General features: G+C 70.6%; 20 protein-coding genes and 1 tRNA gene. 9 read left to right on the top strand and 12 right to left on the bottom strand.

The genetic code is table 11. The features are described 5' to 3' along the window. Nucleotides 1-33: 33 nt before the first annotated feature. The gene (locus AB0P06_RS01100) at nucleotides 34-1,176 is read right to left on the bottom strand and encodes an alpha-hydroxy acid oxidase (RefSeq protein ID WP_363604081.1); all 1,143 of its coding nucleotides are present in this window, start codon (nucleotides 1,174-1,176) and stop codon (nucleotides 34-36) included. 182 nt (nucleotides 1,177-1,358) lie between these two features. On the opposite strand from AB0P06_RS01100, the gene AB0P06_RS01095 reads away from it, so the two are divergent. Continuing rightward, on the top strand, nucleotides 1,359-2,987 hold the full coding sequence (locus AB0P06_RS01095) for a helix-turn-helix domain-containing protein (protein WP_363604080.1): 1,629 nt from the start codon (nucleotides 1,359-1,361) through the stop codon (nucleotides 2,985-2,987). 48 nt (nucleotides 2,988-3,035) lie between these two features. On the opposite strand, the gene AB0P06_RS01090 is transcribed toward AB0P06_RS01095, so the two are convergent. The 3 genes from AB0P06_RS01090 to AB0P06_RS01080 all read right to left on the bottom strand — a co-directional run bounded on the left by AB0P06_RS01090 (nucleotide 3,036) and on the right by AB0P06_RS01080 (nucleotide 5,785). Next, complete coding sequence (locus AB0P06_RS01090; protein ID WP_363604079.1) at nucleotides 3,036-3,803, bottom strand: amino acid ABC transporter ATP-binding protein; 768 nt, start codon at nucleotides 3,801-3,803, stop codon at nucleotides 3,036-3,038. Then, a complete protein-coding gene (locus AB0P06_RS01085; protein WP_363604078.1) occupies nucleotides 3,793-4,644 on the bottom strand; it encodes an amino acid ABC transporter permease in 852 nt (283 codons plus the stop codon). Before AB0P06_RS01085 ends, AB0P06_RS01090 begins: the two co-directional genes overlap by 11 nt. 106 nt (nucleotides 4,645-4,750) lie before the next feature. Next, entirely contained in the window at nucleotides 4,751-5,785 is a 1,035-nt protein-coding gene (locus tag AB0P06_RS01080) for a transporter substrate-binding domain-containing protein (RefSeq protein WP_363604077.1), read from the bottom strand. Between the two features lie 164 nt (nucleotides 5,786-5,949). On the opposite strand from AB0P06_RS01080, the gene AB0P06_RS01075 reads away from it, so the two are divergent. Continuing rightward, on the top strand, nucleotides 5,950-6,345 hold the full coding sequence (locus AB0P06_RS01075) for a RidA family protein (protein WP_363604076.1): 396 nt from the start codon (nucleotides 5,950-5,952) through the stop codon (nucleotides 6,343-6,345). A gap of 497 nt (nucleotides 6,346-6,842) precedes the next feature. Here the strand turns inward: AB0P06_RS01075 and AB0P06_RS01070 are convergent, their stop codons facing one another. Then, on the bottom strand, nucleotides 6,843-7,814 hold the full coding sequence (locus AB0P06_RS01070; RefSeq protein WP_363604075.1) for an isocitrate lyase/phosphoenolpyruvate mutase family protein: 972 nt from the start codon (nucleotides 7,812-7,814) through the stop codon (nucleotides 6,843-6,845). A 38-nt stretch (nucleotides 7,815-7,852) separates the two neighbouring features. Between AB0P06_RS01070 and AB0P06_RS01065 the strand changes: the two genes are divergently transcribed. After that, nucleotides 7,853-8,863 (top strand): DUF5937 family protein, encoded by a 1,011-nt coding sequence (locus AB0P06_RS01065; RefSeq protein WP_363604074.1) that lies wholly within the window; start codon nucleotides 7,853-7,855, stop codon nucleotides 8,861-8,863. A 150-nt stretch (nucleotides 8,864-9,013) separates the two neighbouring features. Beyond that, nucleotides 9,014-9,688 carry a Crp/Fnr family transcriptional regulator gene (locus AB0P06_RS01060; RefSeq protein WP_030240972.1) on the top strand — a complete coding sequence of 225 codons (675 nt, stop codon included), beginning with the start codon at nucleotides 9,014-9,016 and terminating at the stop codon, nucleotides 9,686-9,688. A 151-nt stretch (nucleotides 9,689-9,839) separates the two neighbouring features. Here AB0P06_RS01060 and AB0P06_RS01055 read toward each other — a convergent pair whose 3' ends face one another. From AB0P06_RS01055 to AB0P06_RS01035, 5 genes are all read right to left on the bottom strand, one after another. Next, entirely contained in the window at nucleotides 9,840-10,661 is an 822-nt protein-coding gene (locus AB0P06_RS01055; protein ID WP_363604072.1) for an MBL fold metallo-hydrolase, read from the bottom strand. Further along, nucleotides 10,658-10,834, bottom strand: a complete 177-nt coding sequence (locus tag AB0P06_RS01050) for a hypothetical protein (protein ID WP_363604071.1) — start codon at nucleotides 10,832-10,834, stop codon at nucleotides 10,658-10,660. The genes AB0P06_RS01055 and AB0P06_RS01050 overlap by 4 nt, the downstream gene beginning before the upstream one ends. Nucleotides 10,835-10,953: 119 nt before the next feature. Continuing rightward, nucleotides 10,954-11,823: an NUDIX hydrolase gene (locus AB0P06_RS01045; RefSeq protein ID WP_363604069.1), complete on the bottom strand. Its 870-nt coding sequence runs from the start codon at nucleotides 11,821-11,823 to the stop codon at nucleotides 10,954-10,956. A 91-nt stretch (nucleotides 11,824-11,914) separates the two neighbouring features. Continuing rightward, the gene (locus tag AB0P06_RS01040) at nucleotides 11,915-12,385 is read right to left on the bottom strand and encodes a RidA family protein (protein WP_363604067.1); all 471 of its coding nucleotides are present in this window, start codon (nucleotides 12,383-12,385) and stop codon (nucleotides 11,915-11,917) included. Further along, on the bottom strand, nucleotides 12,382-12,540 hold the full coding sequence (locus AB0P06_RS01035; RefSeq protein WP_094743074.1) for a DUF4177 domain-containing protein: 159 nt from the start codon (nucleotides 12,538-12,540) through the stop codon (nucleotides 12,382-12,384). Before AB0P06_RS01035 ends, AB0P06_RS01040 begins: the two co-directional genes overlap by 4 nt. A gap of 228 nt (nucleotides 12,541-12,768) precedes the next feature. Here AB0P06_RS01035 and AB0P06_RS01030 point away from each other — a divergent pair, with 228 nt between their 5' ends. Both AB0P06_RS01030 and AB0P06_RS01025 read left to right on the top strand, forming a co-directional pair. Then, a complete protein-coding gene (locus AB0P06_RS01030; RefSeq protein ID WP_363604066.1) occupies nucleotides 12,769-13,839 on the top strand; it encodes an ArsA-related P-loop ATPase in 1,071 nt (356 codons plus the stop codon). Continuing rightward, a complete protein-coding gene (locus AB0P06_RS01025) occupies nucleotides 13,836-15,005 on the top strand; it encodes an ArsA family ATPase (protein WP_363604065.1) in 1,170 nt (389 codons plus the stop codon). The genes AB0P06_RS01030 and AB0P06_RS01025 overlap by 4 nt, the downstream gene beginning before the upstream one ends. 121 nt (nucleotides 15,006-15,126) lie before the next feature. On the opposite strand, the gene AB0P06_RS01020 is transcribed toward AB0P06_RS01025, so the two are convergent. Further along, the gene (locus AB0P06_RS01020; RefSeq protein WP_030240986.1) at nucleotides 15,127-15,450 is read right to left on the bottom strand and encodes a WhiB family transcriptional regulator; all 324 of its coding nucleotides are present in this window, start codon (nucleotides 15,448-15,450) and stop codon (nucleotides 15,127-15,129) included. Between the two features lie 522 nt (nucleotides 15,451-15,972). Here AB0P06_RS01020 and AB0P06_RS01015 point away from each other — a divergent pair. Beyond that, a complete protein-coding gene (locus AB0P06_RS01015) occupies nucleotides 15,973-18,297 on the top strand; it encodes a transglycosylase domain-containing protein (protein WP_363604064.1) in 2,325 nt (774 codons plus the stop codon). A 190-nt stretch (nucleotides 18,298-18,487) separates the two neighbouring features. On the opposite strand, the gene AB0P06_RS01010 is transcribed toward AB0P06_RS01015, so the two are convergent. Further along, on the bottom strand, nucleotides 18,488-18,940 hold the full coding sequence (locus AB0P06_RS01010) for a GatB/YqeY domain-containing protein (RefSeq protein WP_363604063.1): 453 nt from the start codon (nucleotides 18,938-18,940) through the stop codon (nucleotides 18,488-18,490). Between the two features lie 276 nt (nucleotides 18,941-19,216). Between AB0P06_RS01010 and AB0P06_RS01005 the strand changes: the two genes are divergently transcribed. Both AB0P06_RS01005 and AB0P06_RS01000 read left to right on the top strand, forming a co-directional pair. Continuing rightward, complete coding sequence (locus AB0P06_RS01005) at nucleotides 19,217-20,158, top strand: metallophosphoesterase (RefSeq protein ID WP_363604062.1); 942 nt, start codon at nucleotides 19,217-19,219, stop codon at nucleotides 20,156-20,158. Nucleotides 20,159-20,258: 100 nt separating this feature from the next. Next, nucleotides 20,259-20,332 (top strand) — tRNA-Pro (locus AB0P06_RS01000). Nucleotides 20,333-20,676: the final 344 nt, after the last annotated feature.

Here is a 20,676-nt window from a genome sequence, read left to right as displayed (position 1 = left end):
CCGCGCGGAGGCGGGCGGGTTGCGCGAAGGCCGCTACGGCCGGTGTGCCAGGACTGAGCCGTCGAGATCGGTCACACCGTTCACGCCCACGAAGCCCAGCGCTGTTTCCAGTTCCTCGCGGAGCAGGTCGAAGACCTTGTCGACCCCGGACGGTCCGAGCGCGGCCAGACCATAGGCGGCCGGGCGGCCGATGAGCGACGCGTCGGCCCCGAGCGCCAAGGCCTTGACCACGTCCGAGCCGCGTCGCACCCCACCGTCCAGGTAGACCTCGAGCCTGCCGTCCGCCGCTGCCACGACCTCCGGCAGGGCCGCGATGGTGGAGGGCTGCGAGTCGAACTGGCGGCCGCCGTGGTTGGACACGATGACGGCGTCGACCCCCGTGTCGGCAGCCCGAACGGTGTCCTCGCCGGTCATGACCCCCTTCACGACGATCTTCCCCGGCCACCGCTCACGCAGCCGCTCGACATCCGCCCACGTCGCGGCCGCGTTCTCCATGGTGTGCATGAATCCGCCCATCTCCCTCATGCGCATGCGCCGCCCGTCGATCCGGTAGTTGCCGAACGTGGGCCGACGGCCGGTGGCGAGCCGGGCCAGCCAGCCGGGCCTGAGGCCGGTGTCCACCACATCGCGCAGAGTCGGCCGCGGTGGCAGGGCCATGCCGTGATGCAGGTCCCGCTCGCGCTTGCTGGACAGATTGACGTCACCGGCCACGACGAGCACCTCGACACCGGCGGCCTCGGCGCGGTCGACGTGCTCGCGGGTGAGGCCGGCGTCGGTCCAGAAGGAGATCTGCGCCCAGATCGACTTCGGCGCGGCGGCGACCACTTCCTCCAGGGAGCAGGCGGACCAGGCGCTGTGGACGAGGACGGTTCCGGCTCGTTCGGCCGCCCTCGCGAAGGCGAGGTCGGCCTGCGGGTGAAAGAGGCTCAGCATTCCCAGCGGCGAGATCATGACTGGAAGGGCGAGCCGCTGACCGAGAACCCGGGTGCCCGGTTCGATCTCGCTCATGTCGCGCAGGACGCGCTGGCGCAGACGCAGCCTGACCAGGTCCTCGGTATTGTCCTGAAGGGTCAGTTCATCGAGCGCGCCGCCTTCGAGGAAATCGAAGATCATGCGCGGCAGCTTTCGCCGGGCCTGCCTGCGCATGTCCTCGATGTTCACGATCTTTTCGGCCACCGGTAGCTCCCGCCTCGTCCTGCCGAGCGCATACCCGGACGAGCGACCGGAAGCTCAGCGATCCCAAGTTTGCGGGTCGGCCCCACTCGCCCCTATGTATCATTCACACAGTTCATGGCGATCGGCTTGTTGAATTGTCCAAATAACAATGTGTGGCACGTCGCCGAACGGCTTTCATGCGGATGCTGGAGGAGGTGGACGAGTTGGCGCGGCTGACTCAGATCGTCAACGCCTTGGGACCGTCGATAGTCCGGGTTACGCACAGCATGCCGGACCTCGACCCCGAGATCGCCGGCCTGGTGATCCACGACGAACTCCGGGAATTCCGGCCGACTTCCGCCGGACTGCTGCTCGCGGTGGGCGTGTGTCCGGCCGGTGAACCCTGGCTGCGTCTGCTCGAACGCGCAGAAGCCGGCGGGTTCGGCTGCGTCGCCGTCAAGACGTACGGGATCGGCGAACGGCAGATCGCCGAAGCCGCGGGTTCCGGCTCGATTCCGGTCCTGCTCCTCGCCGACGAGGTCTCCTGGGAACAGCTCATCGCCTTGCTGTCGTCGGCCATCAGCTACAGCCGGCCCGCCGGACAGGGCGACGGCGGGAACAGCCTGGGCGACCTGTTCACGCTTGCCAACGCCGTCGCCTCCGCCATCGGAGGGGCGACCGCGATCGCCGACCCGGCACGCCGCATGCTGGCCTACTCAACCGTCGACGGCCAGCTGATCGACGACACCCGGAGGCAGAGCATCCTCGATCTGCAGGTGCCGACGGACCCTCAGATCATCGCGGAGTACCAGGCCGTGCACAGCGCGCCAGGGGTCATCGAAGTAGCCGGCAGAGGCACCGACCTGCCGAGACTGGCCACCTCGATCAGGGCCGGCGGTGAACTCCTCGGCTCGATGTGGGTCATCGATCCCGGCGAGCAGGAGCGTGAGCTGGCCTGCCGGCGGCTCGTCGAAGCCTCCAACATCGCCGCCCTCCATCTGCTCCGCGTGCGCACGGAACGAGAGGGCCTGCACCGGCGCCGCAGCGACCTGCTGACAGCGCTGCTGGCTCAGGCCGATGTGCCGCACGACGTCATGAAGCGGCTGGCGCTCCCCGCCACGACGAATGCGCGGATCGCCGCGCTGGCACTGGCTGAGATCCCTCCGGAGACGGAGCCCACGGCCGCCGTCCACCAGGTACTCGACCTCGTGACGCTGCATTGCCAGGGCGAGCTGGGCTTCAGCGCCGCGACGGCCATCGACGACGTGGTGTACGTGCTGCTTCCCGCACCGCCCGGACGTGCGCGTTCGCTGCAGCAGCGACTGCTCGCAGGTGTGGCCGCACACGTCCGGCGCTCCTACGGATACCGGCTCCGGATCGGCGCGGGCGGCGAGGTCGCCGACCTCAAGGACGCCGCCCGGTCGAGGGAGCAGGCCGACCGCGTGATTCAACTGATGGGACTGCCCAGCCGGCAGAGCACGCGCACGACCACGACGGATGCGGACATCGTGTTCGCTGAAGACGTCCGCCCCCAGATCGCCCTGCTGCACCTGGCCGAGCGCTGTCCGGTCGCCGACCCCGCCATGGACGAGACCATCAACACCATGGCCGAGTACGACCGGTCCAACAACAGCCAGTACCTGCCAACCCTTTCGAGCTATCTGCAGGCCCACGGCGACATCGCCGGAATGGCTCGCGCCCTGCATGTGCACGCGAACACCTGCAGATACCGCCTCAGCAGAATGAAGGAGCTGTTCGACGTGGATCTCACCGACGCCGATGCCCGTCTCGTCATGGCCCTCCAGCTGAGGCTGCGCGATCTCGTCGCCTGACAGGGCCGCACTCGACGAAGGCAGCCCTGCGGATCAGGATCGAAACGATCAGAGCACGCTGGCCAGGAACGCCTTCGTCCGCTCGTTCCGCGGAGACAGCAGGACCTGCCCCGGTGAGCCGGACTCCACGACCGTCCCGTTGTCCATGAAGACGACGGTGTCGGCGACCTCGCGGGCGAAGCCCATCTCGTGTGTCACCACGACCATCGTCATACCCTCACCGGCGAGATCGCGCATCACCGTCAGGACCTCACCGACGAGTTCCGGGTCGAGCGCCGAAGTCGGCTCGTCGAAGAGCATGAGCGAAGGACGCATGGCCAGAGCCCGTGCGATCGCGACCCGTTGCTGCTGGCCACCTGAGAGTTGCCCGGGATAGGCATCGCCCCGATTCCCCAGTCCGACCCTGTCGAGCAGCGACCGGGCGTGTTCGAGAGCCGCCGACCGGCTCTCCCCTCGCACCGAGATCGGCGCCAGCATGATGTTCTGCAACACGGTCATGTGCCCGAACAAGTTGAATCTCTGGAACACCATCCCGATGTCGCGGCGGGCCCGCGCGATGTCGCGCGACCGCAGCTCGTACAGCTTGTCGCCCCGCTCGCGGTATCCGACCAGGCCGCCGTTGACCGAGAGTTCGCCGGAGTCCACCTTCTCCAGATGGTTGATACAGCGCAAGAACGTGCTCTTGCCCGATCCGGACGGGCCGACGATGCACAGCACCTCGCCGTCGCGGACCTCCAGGTCGATGCCACGCAGGACCTCGACCGAACCGTAGCTCTTGCGCACCTGCTCGGACCTGACGATGACTCTATCGGGCATCGGGGGCCACCGGTCCCTTCTTCATTCGCGGGTGGATTCCACGTGGAGCAAAGCCGCGTGGCCGACCGGACGCCGCTCGGAAAGCGCGACCGAATCTCCGCTCCAGGAAGTACTGCGCCACCGAGAGCACAGTCGTGAGCGCGAGATACCAGAGGCTGGCGACGATCAGCAGCGGGATGGTCTGGTACGTGCGCGCATAGATGACCTGCGCGGAGTAGAGAAGTTCGGAGATCGCCAACACGCTGACCAGTGAGGTGCTCTTCAGCATGGAGATCAGCTCGTTGCCGGTCGGCGGCACGATCACCTTCATCGCCTGCGGCAGAACCACCTTGCGCAGGGTCTGGAAGTGGGTGAGGCCGAGCGAGTGCGCGGCCTCGGTCTGGCCGTTGTCGACCGACTGGATGCCGGCTCGCACGATCTCGGCCATGTAGGCCGCCTCGTTGAGCCCGAGCCCGAGCAGCGCGGCCGCCAACGGGGTGACGATGGAATTCGCCGAACCGGAGAACAGCTGCGGGCCGAACGGAATGCCTATCCCGATCTGCGGGAAGATCGCCGAGAGGTTGTACCAGAAGATCAGCTGGACCAGCACGGGCGTGCCGCGGAAGAACCAGATGTACAGGCCGCTTGCGGCGGCGATCACCGGGTTCTTCGACATTCGGGAAATCGCGAGGACGTTTCCCAGGACGACACCGATGGCCATGGCCATGACGGTGAGTTCCAGGGTCAGCAGCGCGCCCTTGACGATGGTTCCGCTGAAGACGTACTGACCCACCACATCGAACTGGAAGCGGGGGTTGGTCAGCAGTGTGTGGATTCCCATCGCCGCCAGGACGAGCACCACTGCCGCCGCGATCCACCGCTCCGGGTGGCGTAGCGGGACGACCTTTCTCGCCGGGCGGCCTGGAGCCGCACGGCCCGGCGTCGCGTCAGCGATCGCGTTCTGGGAGCTATGCACCGTTGTCATTGACCTTCGCACTCGTGACCGCCACCGACTCAAGGCCCCACTTGGCCAGCACGGCCTTGTACACCGGGCCGGTCAGGGCCTGGGACATCGCCGCCTGAACGGCATCGGTGAGACCGCTGTTCTTGCCGATGCCGATGGCGATCGGACTGAATCCGGTATCCGCCTGCACCTCGATCGACGGGTTCTGCTTGGCCGCGTAGTCGACCACCGTGGAGTCCTCGTACAGCCCGTCGATCCGGCCGGACGCCAGCGCGAGAACCGGGGAGTTCTGGTCTGGGTACAGCTTGAGATCGATGGGCTGCCGACCGGACTCGGTGCACTTCCTGTCGAGGTCGGGAAGCACCTCGGTCACCTGGTAGGAGCCCACCAGAGCACCGATGGTGTGACCGCACATGGAGTCGACCGAGAGCTTCCGCGGATTGCCCTTCTGGACACCCAGCGCATCACCGGTTTGGGCATACGTGACGAAGTCGAGGATCTTCTCGCGCTCGGGCGTCGGGGCCATCTCAGCGACGCTGACGTCGTAGCGGCCGGCCGCGATGCCGGGAGTGATCTGGTCGAACGCGACCACCTGGACATCGAGCGTCAGCCCCAGCGACTGGGCCAGCAGCCGGGCGATGTCCGGGTCGAGTCCGATCAGGTCCTCGGTGCCCGGGGCGTAGGAGCTTCCGGGCGGCGCGTTGGTCACCATCGCCACCGTCAACGTGCCCTTGGCCCGGACGGCCGCGGGGAGAAGCGCGACTGCCGCGCTCACCGGGGAAGCGCTGGGGAGCGGGCCCCCGGCATTCGTCGGCGAGCCGGCGCCGGAGGTGCCACCCGCGGCGGTGCAGGCGGCGAGCGATACGCAGCAGACAAGCGCAGCCGGTGCGACACCTCGCATCCACCTTGGCTTCCCACCTGTGGCGCGTCGGGATGATGACCTGTTGATCCTCAACTGCTTCTCCTTGTCGATCGCCGTGACCCCCTCGCCGGCGATGAGGCCCTCCCTGACGACTGCCTCGATCGCGAGTGACCTCATAGTGCAGGCCAGGGCGCCGCATGGCCTTGGAAAATGACACAGCGATGCGGGCGTGAGCTTGGACGATCGGCCAGGTTCGGATGGCTCGTCGAGAACTAACGTGGTGGCCGGCGGGTGTCGCCAATACCCCGTTCTGTCGCTTTATTGAGAGCTGGAGAGTCCCCGTGAGCCTTGCTGCGGTCACCCGGTTTCAGGCCGAGGGTGTCGGATCCGAACTCGCGCTGTCGGCCGAGGCGGTCGCCTTCGCGGGAATCGTGTGCACGACCCAGATTCCCGACCGAGAGGACGGTTCGATCGAACTGGGCGACATCCGAGCGCAGACCCGGCAGATGCTGACCAACTTGGCCGTGGCCCTCGAACGGGCGAACAGCGATCTGAGCCGGCTGCTGCACCTGACGATCTACCTCACCGACATCGACGACCGCGAGGTCTTCAATGAGGTCTACGCCGAGTTCGTACCCCTGCCGTTCCCCGCACGATGCTGCGTCGCCGTCTCCGCGCTCGCCGTTGACGGGATGCGTGTGGAAGTGACCGCGCTGGCCGCGCAGAGGCTCGGGTGACAAGGAACTTGGCGACACACTTCCGATCGATGCGCTGCGGTGGCTCAGGTGCGCCTGATGGTTGAACGAGCGGGGTGAGGTGCCCGACCAGCAGGCGCCGGCCCGGCAGGCCGGTACGGATGTGAGGATGACCTCCCAGCTGGTGCGGAAGCCGGAGGCCAAGGGGCTGTTGAACCGGAAGACCGATCCACCGGACACCCGGGCGCGCGGCCGCGGGTCACCGCGCGCGGAGCGGAGCCGGCGCAGGCCGCGATCACCGAGGTCGAGCGGGCGGGCGCGGCGTTCTTCCGCCCAGTTGCCGGGACGCGGAGGAGCTGGGCGGTCCCGGCGGACTGGACGGCCTGGTCGGCGGTGGCGAGCGCGGTGCAGAACCCCGCGCAGCCGTTGTTGACGTCGAAGCCGACGGCGGCGGGTATGCCGAGCCGGCCGGCGACCTGGGTGGCGATGCTCAACCACGCCCGACGGCTGTACCGCGACCGCTCCGCAGCCGGCCGCGATCAGCGCCGGTACAGCCCGTCCAGCTCGCCGAAGCCCAGCGAGCCGTCCAGTTCCGTGAGGGTGCCCGCGCCGAGCAGCTCGGCGGCGGCCCGACGGGCGGCGGTGTACGCGAGCTGGGCGAGCCCGGTGCCGACGCTGATCCGGCGGACCCCGGCGGCGGCGAGTTCGGCCACGCCCGGTCCACCCGCCACCGCCATCGCGTTCACCGGCAGCGGGGACGCCGCGCAGAGCCGGGCCAGTGCCTCCAGGTCCAGCAACCCGGGGACGAACAGGCCGTCCGCGCCCGCCCGCGCGTACGCCTCCGCCCGGGCCAGCACCTCGTCGAGCCGGCCGCCGGGCTCGCCGATCCCGAACAGGAAGACATCCGTCCGGGCGTTGACCACCAGCTCCGGCAGACCCGCCTCCGCCGCCTCCTCCCGGGCGGCCCACAGCCGGGCGGCCTGGTCCGCCACCGGGAACAGCGGACCGCCGGCGGCCGTGGAGTCCTCCAGGTTCACGCCGACCGCTCCGGCCCCGACCAGCAGCCGCACGGTGGCGGCGACATCGGCCGGCTGCGGGCCGTAGCCGCCCTCGGCATCGACGGTGACCGGCAGCTCGACGGCCGCGACGATCCGGCGGGCCGCCGCCGCCATCTCCTCCCGGCCGAGCCGCTGGCCGTCGCCGTGCCCGAGCGACCAGGAGACGCCTCCGCTGGTGGTGGCGATCGCACCGGCACCGGCCGAGGCGATCCCGCCGCGCTGCCCGCGTCCCAGGCGTTGGGCAGGACGAGTACGCCGCCCTCGGTGAGCGCCCGCAGACGCAGCGCCTGGTCCCGGAGCGCGGTCGAGGTCGTGGAGGTGCTGCGGGGGTGTGTGGGCATGGCGGTGACCGTCCTTCGTACCGTCGGATCGTCTGAACTGTCCGACGGCGGTGCGGTGCTGCCCCGCCGTCCGACTCCCGCATCCTGCGGCCCGGCCCGGCCGGTGCTCCATTGATTAAGCTGAGGCCGAATCCTGAGGGAGGCGATGCGATGCGGACCGAACTGGCGTTCTCGGTGAACGACCTGGCACAGACCCGGTTCGCCGTCTCCCCCCTGTGGGAGGTCGTGACCAGCCTCCGGGCCCTGGCCACCGCCCCCGTCCCCGCCCTGCACCGCCGCTGGGCCGAGCAAGTCCGCCCCCGGCTGGCCGGCGCCGGGCTGGAGCGCGGCCGACTGGCCGCCCTGGTCCCGGCCACCGGGCATCTGCCGGACTTCCTCAACCCCACACCGGCCGGCCCCTCCCCCGCCCTCGCGGACGAGCTGACCGCGATCACCGCCACCGCCCCGGAGCAGGTCCGGGCCGATCTCGACTGTCTGGCGGCCGAACACGGCGGCCGCCTCCCGGCCCGGCTCCGGCCGCTGTACCGCGACCCGCAGGCCCAGCTGCCCAGGGTGGCCGCCGAGATCGAGACCTACTGGCAGCTGGCGCTGGCGCCGTACTGGGCCAGGATCCGCGCGGTGCTGGAGGCCGACGTGTTCCACCGGGCGCGACAGGCCGTGGAGCACGGCACCGCCCGGGTGCTCGACGATCTGCACGAGACCGTCCGCTGGGACGGCCGCGCGCTCCGGCTGGAACAGCGGCACTGCGCCGTCGAGCGGCTGGACGCCGGGGCCGGGCTGCTGCTCGTCCCGTCCGTGTTCGCCTGGCCCAGGGTGCTCACCCGCTCACTGCCACCCGACCCGCCGCAGCTCGCCTACCCGGCGCGGGGGATCGCCGCCCTGTGGGAGCGCCGGCCGGGCAGCCGGTCCGACGCCCTCGCCGCCGTCCTGGGCCGGTCCCGGGCCCGACTGCTCGCCGAACTCGACTCGCCCGCCTCCACCACCGAGCTCGCCCGCCGGACCGGACTGTCCGCGGCCGCGGTCTCCCAGCACCTGACCGCGCTGCGGTCGGCCGGCCTGACCAGCGCCCACCGCGCGGGCCACGCCGTGCTCTACGCCCGCACCGCCGTCGCCGATGCCCTGTTCGATCCGGCGGACATCGCACCGCGCCCCGCCGGGTAACCCTCGGTACGAATGGCCCCGCGCAGCACCCCTCGGCGTACCCCCTCCTCATATGATCGGAGCGACATGCGCCATGCTTGGTGATGCAGAGCACTGTACGAACTTGCGCCGGCGGGCTTGACAGCCGACCGGCCGAGAAGGAGGAAGCACGTGGACGACGTTCTGCGGCGCGCCGCACTCTTCGCGGCACTCGACGACGAACAGGCCGGCGAGCTGCGCGCTTCCATGACCGAGGTCACCCTCGCCCGCGGTGAGTCGCTGTTCCACGAAGGCGACCCGGGCGACCGGCTGTACGTCGTCGCGGAGGGCAAGGTCAAGCTGCACCGTGCCTCGCCGGACGGGCGGGAGAACATGCTCGCCGTCCTCGGCCCGAGCGAGATGATCGGCGAGCTGTCGCTGTTCGACCCGGGCCCGCGCACCGCCACCGCGAGCGCGCTGACCGAGGTCAAGCTGCTGGGCCTCGGCCACGGCGATCTCCAGCCCTGGCTGCACGCCCGCCCCGAGGTCTCGATCGCGCTGCTGCGCGCCATCGCGCGCCGACTGCGCCGGACCAACGACGTGATGTCCGACCTGGTCTTCTCCGACGTGCCCGGTCGCGTCGCCAAGGCCCTGCTGGATCTCTCCCGCCGGTTCGGCGTGCAGTCCGAGGAGGGCATTCACGTCGCCCACGACCTCACCCAGGAGGAACTGGCCCAGCTGGTCGGCGCCTCCCGCGAGACGGTCAACAAGGCGCTCGCCGACTTCGCCGGCCGCGGCTGGCTGAAGCTGGAGGCCCGCGCGGTGGTCCTGATGGACGTCGAACGGCTGTCGCGCCGCTCGCGCTGACGGCGCCGCACCCGACGAGGGCTCGTACACCGACCGGTGTACGAGCCCTCGCGCATGCCGTCGTCGTGCCGCCGTCGTGCCGTCAGGACCGACGGACGGGCCCGGCGAGAGGCCCCGCGACGGGGCAGGTACCCGGCGGCAGGTGCGCGGCTCAGATCAGCCCGTGCTCCTCCAGGTACTGGAGCTGGGCCAGGACCGACAGCTCGGCGGCCGGCCAGAGCGACCGGTCCACGTCGGCGTAGACCCGGGCCACCACCTCGGGCGCGGTCCGGCAGCCGGCCTCCACGGCGGTCTCCACCTGGGCGAGGCGGTTGGCCCGGTGGGCGAGGTAGTAGTCGACGGCGCCGAGCGCGTCCGCGAGCACCGGCCCGTGGCCGGGCAGAACGGTCCGCACGCCGTGCTCGGAGGCCATGGTGTGCAGGCGGCGCAGCGAGTCCAGATAGTCGCCGAGCCGGCCGTCGGGGTGGGCGACCATCGTGGTGCCGCGCCCGAGGACGGTGTCGCCGGTGAGGATCGCGCCGTCGACGGGCAGGTGGAAGGTCAGCGAGTCCGAGGTGTGCCCGGGGGTGGCGACCACCCGCAGGTCGAGGCCGCCGATGTCCAGGCGCTGTCCGTGGGTCAGGCCCTCCGAGCCCAGCCGGTGTGCCGGGTCCAGGGCGCGGACCTCGGTACGGGTCAGCTCGGCGAAGCGGGCGGCGCCCTCGGAGTGGTCGGCGTGGCCGTGGGTGAGCAGGGTGAGCGCGACGCGCTTGCCCTGCTGTTCGGCGGTGTCGATCACCCGGCGCAGATGGCCCTCGTCGAGCGGGCCGGGGTCGACGACCACCGCGAGGTCCGAACCGGGCTCGGAGAGCAGCCAGGTGTTGGTGCCGTCCAGCGTCATCGGCGACGGGTTCGGCGCCAGCACGCAGAGCGCCCGGGGGGTGGCCTCGCCGCCGATGCCGGCGGCGGGGTCACCCGGGAGGAGACCGCTCACCGGCCGCCCCCGCCGGTCCGGACGATCGCGCGCGGCGGCATCGGCCTGAGCAGGTCGCGCAAGCCCGGGGCATGGTCCTCGCCGATCCCGGCGTCGAAGGCGAGGGTGCGGGGGATCAGGCTGCGGGCGGGCATCTCGCGTGCCGTCCGGCGAGCCACGTCGTTGTGGTTCATCGGGCGAGGTCCTCTCTGTTCATCGGATTGTCGTAGTTCATCGGGTTGTCGGACTGATCGGATTCTGCAGGTCTTCGGTGTTCGCGGTGCACGGCCTCCGCGGGCTCCCGGCGCTCCGGCTACTGGGCGCGCTCGGGGAACTCTCCATCGATGGTCAGCTCTTCATACCCCGACCACCGAACGGTCATTCGATCACCCCGGACCTCGGCCCGGCCGAGGACCGGTTCCAGCGACCTGCCCCCGGCCGCCGCCAGGGCCTCGGCGGCACTGCGCGCCGGCAGCAGCTCGCGCAGCACCGTGACAGTCGGCGGCAGCATGCCGTAGCGGCCCTGCTCATAGCCCTCGACGGCCTCGGCCGGCGAGAGCCAGGCGACCTTGTCGGCCTCGCCGACCTCCAGCGCCGCGCGCTGCCCCGGCGGCAGGGCGGCCACGAAGAACCAGGTGTCGTATCGACGCTCCTCGAACTCCGGGGTGATCCACCGGGCCCAGCCGGCCAGCAGATCGCTGCGGAGCAGCAGGCCGTGCTCGCGGAGGAAGTCGGCGAAGGAGAGCTCGTGGGCCTCCAGCGCGGCGCGCTCGGCGCTCCAGTCACGCGGTTCGGCGGTGCCGGCGGTGTCCGGGCCGGCCAGCAGGACGCCGGCCTCCTCGAAGGTCTCGCGGACGGCGGCACAGACCACCGCCTGCGCGGTCCGGGCGTCCGTGCCGAGCCGCCGCGCCCACTCCTGCGGGCCCGGGCCGGCCCAGCCGAGTTCGGCCTCGGCGTCGCGCGGATCCACCCCGCCGCCCGGGTAGGCGTACATGCCTGCGGCGAAGGCCATCGAGGTGCGTCGGCGCAGCAGGTACGCCTCCGGCCCGGTGGCCTCGTCCCGCAGCAGCACCACGGTGGCGGACGGCTTGGGCACCGGCGGGGTCAGCTCGCCGGACTCGACCGCCCGGATCCGGGCAGGCCAGCCGGGCGGCATCGGGAGCGTCGTTGCTCGATGGTCCATGCCCGGATGCTAAGCGCCCGGGGGTGGGGTTGGACAGGGCCGGCCGCCGCCCGTTCGGCCCAGGGCCCGCCGCCCAACCCCACCGCGACGATCAGGCTCCGGTCCTGACCCGGACCTGCAGCTCGACCTCGACCGGGGCGTCCAGCGGCAGCACCGTCACGCCGACCGCGCTGCGGGCGTGCACACCGGCTTCGCCCAGCACCCGGCCGAGCAGCTCGCTGGCGCCGTTGATGACACCCGGCTGGCCGGTGAAGTCGGCGGCGGAGGCGACGAAGCCGACCACCTTCACGACCCGCTCGATCAGATCCAGGTCGCCGATCACCGACTTCACCGCGGCCAGCGCGTTGAGCGCGCAGATCTGCGCGAGCTCCTTGGCCTCCTCCGGGGTGATCTCGGCACCGACCTTGCCGGTGTTCGGCAGCTTGCCGCCCACCATCGGCAGCTGGCCGGAGGTGAAGACGAACTCGCCCGAACGCAGAGCCGGTACGTAGGCGGCGACCGGCGCGGCCACCGGCGGCAGGGTCAGGCCCAGCTCGGCGAGCTTCTCCTCGACTTTGCTCATGCGTTCTTCTCCCGCTTGAAGTAGGCCACCAGCTGCTCCGGGTTCGGGCCCGGCACGACCTGGACGAGCTCCCAGCCGTCCTCGCCGAAGTTGTCCAGGATCTGCTTGGTGGCGTGCACGAGCAGGGGCGCCGTCATGTATTCCCACTTGGTCATGGCCAGACTCTAGACGAGCGGCCGCGACGAGCGGGGCGGCCCGCAGGCGGGCGTGTGAGGTGGCCCACAAAGCGGGCATGATTCAGGCCTGGCCCCCCTGATGCTCCAGGCATCCGGCGCGGTCCCTGGTTACCCTCGCGGGAGGGCACCAGAGCAGTGTCGGCCTTCGGAACGGCCTTCGCGCCCTCGGAACGGCCCTCGGCCCTCGAAGACGGACGGAGACGGAGCGTGGCACGCACCCCCGGCCAGGCGGCCCGGCGCGATCCCGACTGGGAGGGCGTACGGCTGCACGTGGTCAGTGGCAAGGGCGGCACCGGGAAGACCACCGTGGCCGCCGCGCTGGCGCTGGCCCTCGCCGCCGAGGGCGGACGGGTGCTGCTGATCGAGGTGGAGGGCCGCCAGGGCGTCGCCGAGCTGTTCGGGATCTCCGCGCTGCCCTACGAGGAGCGCCGGATCGCCTCCGTCTCCCGCGCCCAGCTGGGACTGCCCGGCGGTGGCGGCGGCGGTGAGGTCTGCGCGCTGGCGATCGACACCGAGCAGGCGCTGCTGGAGTACCTCGACATGTTCTACAAGCTCGGGCGGGCCGGCAAGGCGTTGCAGAAGGTCGGCTTCGTCGACTTCGCGACCACCGTCGCGCCCGGCGTCCGGGACGTGCTGCTGACCGGCAAGGCCTGCGAGGCGGCCCGGCGCAAGGGCCCGGACGGGCGCCGGGCGTACGACGCGATCGTGATGGACGCGCCGCCGACCGGTCGGCTCACCCGCTTCCTGAACGTGAACTCCGAAGTGGCCGGACTGGCCCGGATCGGGCCGATACATACGCAGGCGCAGGCTGTGATGCGGGTGCTGAGATCGCCGGAGACCGCGGTGCACCTGGTCACCCTGCTGGAGGAGATGCCGGTGCAGGAGACGGTCGACGGCTTCGCCGAGCTGCGCGAGGCCGCCCTCCCGGTGGGCGGGGTGATGGTGAACATGGTCCGGCCGCCGGTGCTGGACGCGGCGGCGGTGGCGGCGGTGGACGGGGACCACCGCGAGGAGGTCGCGCTGGCCCTCGGCGAGGCGGGTCTCGGGGGGCGCTCGCGCAAGCCGGAGATCGTCCGGACCGCGGTGGAGCCGCTGCTCGACCCGCTGCTGGCGCAGGCCAGGGAGCACGCCGAGCGGGTGGAGCTGGAGCGCGAGCAGCGCGCCGACCTTCAGCAGTTGAAGCTCCCCACGTACGAACTCCCGCTGCTGGGCGAGGGTGTGGACCTCGGCGGGCTGTACCGGCTGGCGGGCGAACTGAAACGGCAGGGGGCGGCGTGAGCGGCAACGGCGTACAGGGGACGGGCAGCCGGCTCGCGGTGGACGGGCTGATCGACGACCCGAAGACCAGGATCATCGTCTGCTGCGGATCGGGCGGCGTGGGCAAGACCACCACCGCGGCGGCGATCGGCCTGCGGGCGGCCGAACGGGGGCGCAAGGTCGTCGTGCTGACCATCGACCCGGCCCGCCGGCTGGCCCAGTCGATGGGCCTGACCGAGCTGGACAACACCCCCCGGATCGTCAAGGGCGTCACCGGCGAGGGCGAGCTCCAGGCCATGATGCTCGACATGAAGCGGACCTTCGACGAGGTCGTGCTGGCCCACGCCGAGCCCGACCGGGCCAAGGCGATCATGGAGAACCCCTTCTACCAGTCCCTGTCGGCCGGCTTCGCGGGCACGCAGGAGTACATGGCGATGGAGAAGCTCGGCCAGCTGAGGGCGGCCGAGGAGTGGGACCTCATCGTCGTCGACACCCCGCCGTCCCGCTCGGCGCTGGACTTCCTGGACGCGCCGAACCGGCTGGGGTCGTTCCTGGACGGCAAGGTGATCCGCATCCTGACCGCGCCGGCCAAGGTCGGCGGCCGCAGCGCGATGAAGTTCCTCAACGTCGGGATGGGCCTGCTCACCGGCACCCTCGGCAAGATCTTCGGCGCCCAGCTGCTGACCGACGTACAGACCTTCGTCAGCGCGATGGACTCGATGTTCGGCGGCTTCCGCGAGCGCGCGGACCGGACGTACCAGCTGCTCAAGGCGCCGGGCACGGCGTTCCTGGTGGTGGCCGCGCCGGAGCGGGACGCGCTGCGCGAGGCCGCCTACTTCGTCGACCGGCTGGCGGCCGACCGGATGCCGCTGGCGGGTCTGGTGCTCAACCGGGTGCACGGCACCGGCGCTCCGCAGCTCACCGCGGAGCGTGCGCTGGCGGCGGCCGAGGCGCTGGAGGAGAACGGTTCGGAGCACGCCGGTCCCGAGGCCGAGCTGCTCGCGGCCGGGCTGCTGCGACTGCACGCCGAGCGGATGCAGATCATGGGGCGGGAGCGCCGTACCCGCGACCGCTTCGTCTCGGTCTACCCGGACGTGCCGATCGTCGAGGTGGCCGCGCTGCCCGGGGACGTCCACGACCTGGACGGGCTGCGCGTCATCGGTGACCGCCTCAGCGGCGCCGCGTAGTCCCGAGCATCGGGCAGTCCTGAGGCGCCGGGCAGTCCCGAGACACCGGGTGCAGTTCTGCCGCACCGGGCGGCACAGTCCTCACACGCCGGGTATGGTCCGCACCGGGGTGGAGGTGGGATCAGCCCGCCTGGGCGTAGTCGGTCAGTATGACGCCGGTCGCGAGCGACTCCTCGTACTCCGTGCGGGCCGTCTCCAGCAGCCGCCGCCACGAGATCACCGTCGGACGGCGGCGCAGCAGCGCTCTGCGCTCGCGCTCCGTCATCCCGCCCCAGACGCCGAACTCCACGCGGTTGTCCAACGCGTCCGCCAGGCACTCCGTGCGAACGGGGCACCCGCTGCACACCGCCTTGGCGCGATTCTGCGCCGCCCCCTGGACGAACAGTTCGTCCGGATCACTAGTGCGGCAGGCGGCCTGCGCACTCCAGTCATCTACCCAGCCCATGCCGGCGCCGTCCTCTCCCGAATCGAGGCTCCCCCACGGCGGCAACGGCATATTCACCGTTGCCAGTTGAGGACGTTACGGAAGAACGACAGCTTGCAACAGCCCCTTCGTGCCCAATCTCGAATGACCCAATCGGACTATGGGTATCGGTCAGCTCACTCGTTGGAGTGACCGCAGGTCGCATGCCTTGCCAAGTCCATCGCCGCCACTCTCGCCACGCACACCATCACAGAGCGCTACCAAGAACAGGCGCACAGCCGGAGACAGCCACCTCAAAACCTGTCCACAGGGAGGCAATTCGGGCAAATCTCATCACTCACAGGAGTGATAAATATTGACGCACCGAAGCTGTCGCAAGCTTGTAACAAGCCTAGGCGAACACCTGCCCCTATGTGCGGGATTCCGCGACGTAGGGTTCTCCTCATGGCACCGAAGCGCCCCCAGGCACCCCAGCCCCCAGGCAACACCGGAGCTCCGCGCGGCCAGCGCCGCGGGTCACCGCAGGATCTCGCGGGACACGGAGTGAAGTTCCTGGGCGTCAGCGTGCTCTCCGGAGTCCTGCTGGCCGGCATGGCCCTGCCCGCCGTCGGCGCGCTCGGGCTCACCGCCAAGAACACGGCGGAGAGTTTCGACAACGTCCCGGACGACTTCAAGACCCCGCCGCTCACCCAGGCCACCCAGATCTTCGACGCCAAGGGCGGCCTGATCGCGAAGGTCTACGAGCGCGACCGCACGGTGATCACGGCCGACCAGATGTCGCCCTACATGCGTCAGGCCCAGGTCGACATCGAGGACGCCCGGTTCTACGAGCACGGCGCCGTCGACCTCAAGGGCGTGCTCCGCGCGGTCAGCAAGAACGCCGAGAGCGGCACCACCTCCCAGGGCGCCTCGACGCTGACCCAGCAGTACGTGAAGAACGTCAACGTCGAGAAGGCCGGCGACGACCAGGCCGCCGTCCTGGAGGCGCAGCGCAAGACGCTGGGCCGCAAGATCCAGGAGCTGAAGGTCGCGATCAAGCTGGAGGAGGACCTGACCAAGGATCAGATCCTCACCAACTACCTGAACATCACCTTCTACGGCCACCAGGCCTACGGAGTGGAATCCGCCGCCCAGCGGTACTTCAGCAAGAGCAACAAGGACCTGACCATCGCCGAGGCCGCCACCCTGGCCGGCGTGGTGCAGAACCCCTCCCAGTACGACCCGGTGCGCTACCCCGAGAACACGGTCAAGCGCCGCAACGTGGTGATCGACAAGATGCTTGAGAACAAGCACATCACCGCGGACCAGGCGAAGGAGGCCAAGGCCGCCCCGCTGGGCCTGAAGTACAAGGACCCGCAGAACGGCTGCATCACCGCCCAGGCGGGCATGGGCTTCTTCTGCGACTACGTGCGCCACGTGGTCAAGCAGGACCCGACGTTCGGCAAGACCGCCGCCGACCGCAAGAAGCTCTGGGACACCGGTGGCCTGAACATCTACACCACCCTGGACCCCGACAAGCAGGCCGCCGCCCAGAACGCGGTGACCAAGAAGGTCTACGTCACCGACTCGGTGTCGGCCGCCACCACCATGATGGAGCCGGGCAGCGGCAAGATCCTGGCGATGGCCCAGACCCGCCCGTACGGACTGGACCCGAACAAGAACCAGACCGTCGTCAATCTCAACGTGGACGCGGCGATGGGCGGCGGCAACGGCTTCCAGACCGGCTCGACCTTCAAGCCGATCCTGGCCGCGGCGGCCCTGGAGTCGGGCATGCTGCCCACCCAGTCGTTCCCGTCCGAGAACAAGATCGACTATCCGTCGATGTCCACCTGCTCGGGCACCTGGAAGAACACCGACAAGCCGAAGGCGACGGTGAAGAACGAGAGCGAGAAGGAGATCGGCCCGTACCAGCTCAAGGAGGCCATGGCCCTCTCGGTCAACACCTACTTCGTGCAGATGGAGCAGCAGGTCGGCCTCTGCGCGATGAAGCAGATGGCCAACAAGCTGGGCATCACCCAGTCCTCCAAGGGTGACGCGTTCCAGGAAGTCCCCTCGATGGTCCTCGGCACGCTGGAGCTGAGCCCGCTGACCATGGCGAACGTCTACGCGACCTTCGCCGCACGCGGCAAGTACTGCACCCCGATCGCGATCAACAAGATCACCACGGTGGACGGCAAGGACGTGAAGGTCCCGCAGTCCACCTGCAGCCAGGCCTTCTCCGAGAACACCGCGGACGCCCTCAACACCGTTCTGCTCAACGTGACCGAGAAGGGCACCGCAGCCGACCTTCCCCTCTTCGACGGCCGGCAGATCGCCGGTAAGACCGGTACCACCGACGAGAAGAAGGCCGCCTGGTTCAACGGCTACACGCCGCAGCTCGCCACCGCCGTCTGGCTCGGCGGCCCGGCCGGCGGCGTGAAGATGAAGAACATCAGCATCGGCGGCACGCAGTTCCAGGAGGTGTTCGGTGCCACCGGCCCCGGCCCGATCTGGAAGCTGGCGATGGACCAGGCGCTGAAGGGCACTCCCAAGGAGACCTTCCAGACCATCAGCATCCCGGACCCGCCCAAGACCGACCCGAACGCGAACGCGACTCCCACGTCCGGCGCCAGCCAGCCGGGCGGCGACGCGGCCGCGGCCGGCGGTAACCCGGGTGCCCCGGGTAACCCCGGCAACCCCGGCAACCCCGGCAACCCCGGCAACCCCGGTGGGGGCCCGGGCGGTAACCCCGGCGGGGGTGGCAACCCCGGTGGGGGCGCCAACAACGCCGGCGGGATGATCGGCGGCGGGTTCACCCTCCCGCCGGGCGTCATCGGTGGGAACAACGCCGGCGGTCGGCACGGCGGCAACAACGGCAACGGCGGCTGAGCAGGCCAGCGGCAACGCCGGAGGGCGCCCCCCGAATCATCGGGGGGCGCCCTCCGGCGTTGCGGGCCTCAGCCCTCGCCTGGGGCTGGGGCCCGCCAGGTCGTACTGGACCTGGCTGGGCTGGGCTGAACGAAAACGGTCGGGGACCGGTCGGGCCCGGCCGGGAAAGTCCAGCCCTCCCGCCCCGCCCTCAGCTGAGCGCGGCCTTCACCGCGGCGGCCACCCGGCCGCCCTCGGCGAGCCCGTCCACCTTCGGCTTCACCAGCTTCATCACGGCGCCCATGCCCTGCGGCCCGGTCGCCCCGCTCTCGGCGACGGCGGCGGCCACGATCGCCGTCAGCTCCTCGTCGGAGAGCTGCTTGGGCAGGTAGCCCGCCAGCACCTCGCCCTCGGCCCGCTCACGGGCGGCCGAGTCGACCCGGCCCGCCTTGTCGAACGCCTCGGCGGCCTCCCGGCGCTTCTTCGCCTCGCGGGCGAGCACCTTCAGCACCTCGTCGTCGGAGAGCTCCCGCTTCGCCTTGCCCGCCACCTCCTCGCTGGTGACAGCGGAAAGCGTGAGCCGGATGGTGGACGAGCGCAGCTCGTCCCGGTCCTTGATGGCAGCCGTGAGGTCATCCTGCAGCTGCGCCTTCAGCGTGGTCATGGCCCCGAGTCTCCCACCTGCGACGTTCGACCGCCCAGCATTAACGCCCGGGCCCACCGGCACACGACGGATTCTGCCGGGCTCCCCCGCCTCCCGGTCGGTGGTGACATGACTGGCGAGCGGACGCCCGGACCGGCTCACCGACCCCGGCCGGGCGCGCCCGCCCCGCGTCGCCCCCGCCGAGCCGTCCGGAGGGGCCGCTTGGAGCAGTGTCCCGTGTCCCCGCGCACCCACCGGACGTTCACCAGCTGATCCGCCGTCTGAGAGCATGGAGCGATGCGACCGCTGTACTCCGTTCCCCTCGGAATCGCCGCCACCGGCGCCGCCTGCCTCGCCTACTCCGCCGGGTACGAGGTCCGTTCCTTCCGGCTCCGCCGGGTCGAGGTCCCCGTCCTGCCCCGGGGCGCCCGGCCCATCCGGGTACTGCAGGTCTCCGACATCCACATGGTCAGCGGACAGGGCAAGAAGCAGCGCTGGCTGCAGAGCCTCGCCGGGCTCCGCCCCGACCTGGTGGTGAACACCGGCGACAACCTCTCCGACCCGCTCGCCGTCCCCGCCACCCTGGACGCGCTCGGGCCGCTGATGGAGTTCCCCGGCGTCTACGTCTTCGGCTCGAACGACTACTACGGCCCGGCCCGCAAGAACCCGGCCCGCTACCTCCAGGCGATGCGCAGCGGCGCCCACGGCATGAACAACCCGGACGGCAGCGCGCGCCGCGGCATCACCGGCGCCGTGCACAACCCCTGGGAGAAGCTGCGGGACGGCTTCGACTCCGCCGGCTGGCTCGACCTCACCAACACCCGGGGCCGGCTGAACCTCGGCGGCCTCGACATCGAGTTCACCGGCCTGGACGACCCGCACATCCGCCGCGACCGCTACAGCGAGGTCAGCGGAGGCCCGTCCGCCGACGCCGACCTCTCGCTCGCCGTCGTGCACGCCCCCTACCTGCGCGTCCTGGACGCCTTCACCGCCGACCGCTACCCGCTGATCCTGGCCGGCCACACCCACGGCGGCCAGCTCTGCGTCCCCTTCTACGGCGCGCTGGTCACCAACTGCGACATCGACGCCAAGCGGGTCAAGGGCCTCTCCACCCACCAGGCCGGCGGCCGCCGCTCCTACCTGCACGTCTCCGCCGGCTGCGGCACCAACCGCTACACCCCCGTCCGCTTCGCCTGCCCGCCCGAGGCCACCCTCCTCACCCTCACCCCACCCCGCTGACCTGCGACGGACGCCCGCCGGGAATCGGATTTCGTCTCTCGGCGAGCGTCCGGTAGAGTTCTACTCGTTGCGAAGGAGACAGAGCAACAAAACGCAGGACCGGGGTGTGGCGCAGCTTGGTAGCGCGCTTCGTTCGGGACGAAGAGGCCGTGGGTTCAAATCCCGCCACCCCGACCCAGGTCAGAGGCCCTATCGGAGAGATCCGACAGGGCCTCTGACGTATGTGCCGGCACGCAAGTACAGCAACTGCTGTGGCTGCTGGCGGCCTTCACCCGCTGTCGGCCCGGCCGCCCTGCGGAGCAGCCGACCTGACAGGGGGTCGATCGGGCGGAGGCCGGGCGGAGGTCCGACCATCCCTGTCTGCGCGAAGGCGCCCGAGTGGCTGACGGTCCGTCTGCGGCTCCGGGGGCCGATCGCGGCGCCCGTGATCGACGGGACGCCCGCCGGCGCGGCGCTCCGCAGCAAAGTGGTTATCGCGACCATGCCAGGACCGGGCCGGACCGAGAGTAGCCTGGACA

Origin of the sequence: Kitasatospora sp. NPDC088351 (genome assembly GCF_040685575.1) — a bacterium.
GTDB lineage: Bacteria > Actinomycetota > Actinomycetes > Streptomycetales > Streptomycetaceae > Kitasatospora.
The sequence above is the reverse complement of the archived record's forward strand: the minus strand, read 5'-3'. Positions and strand labels throughout refer to the sequence as shown.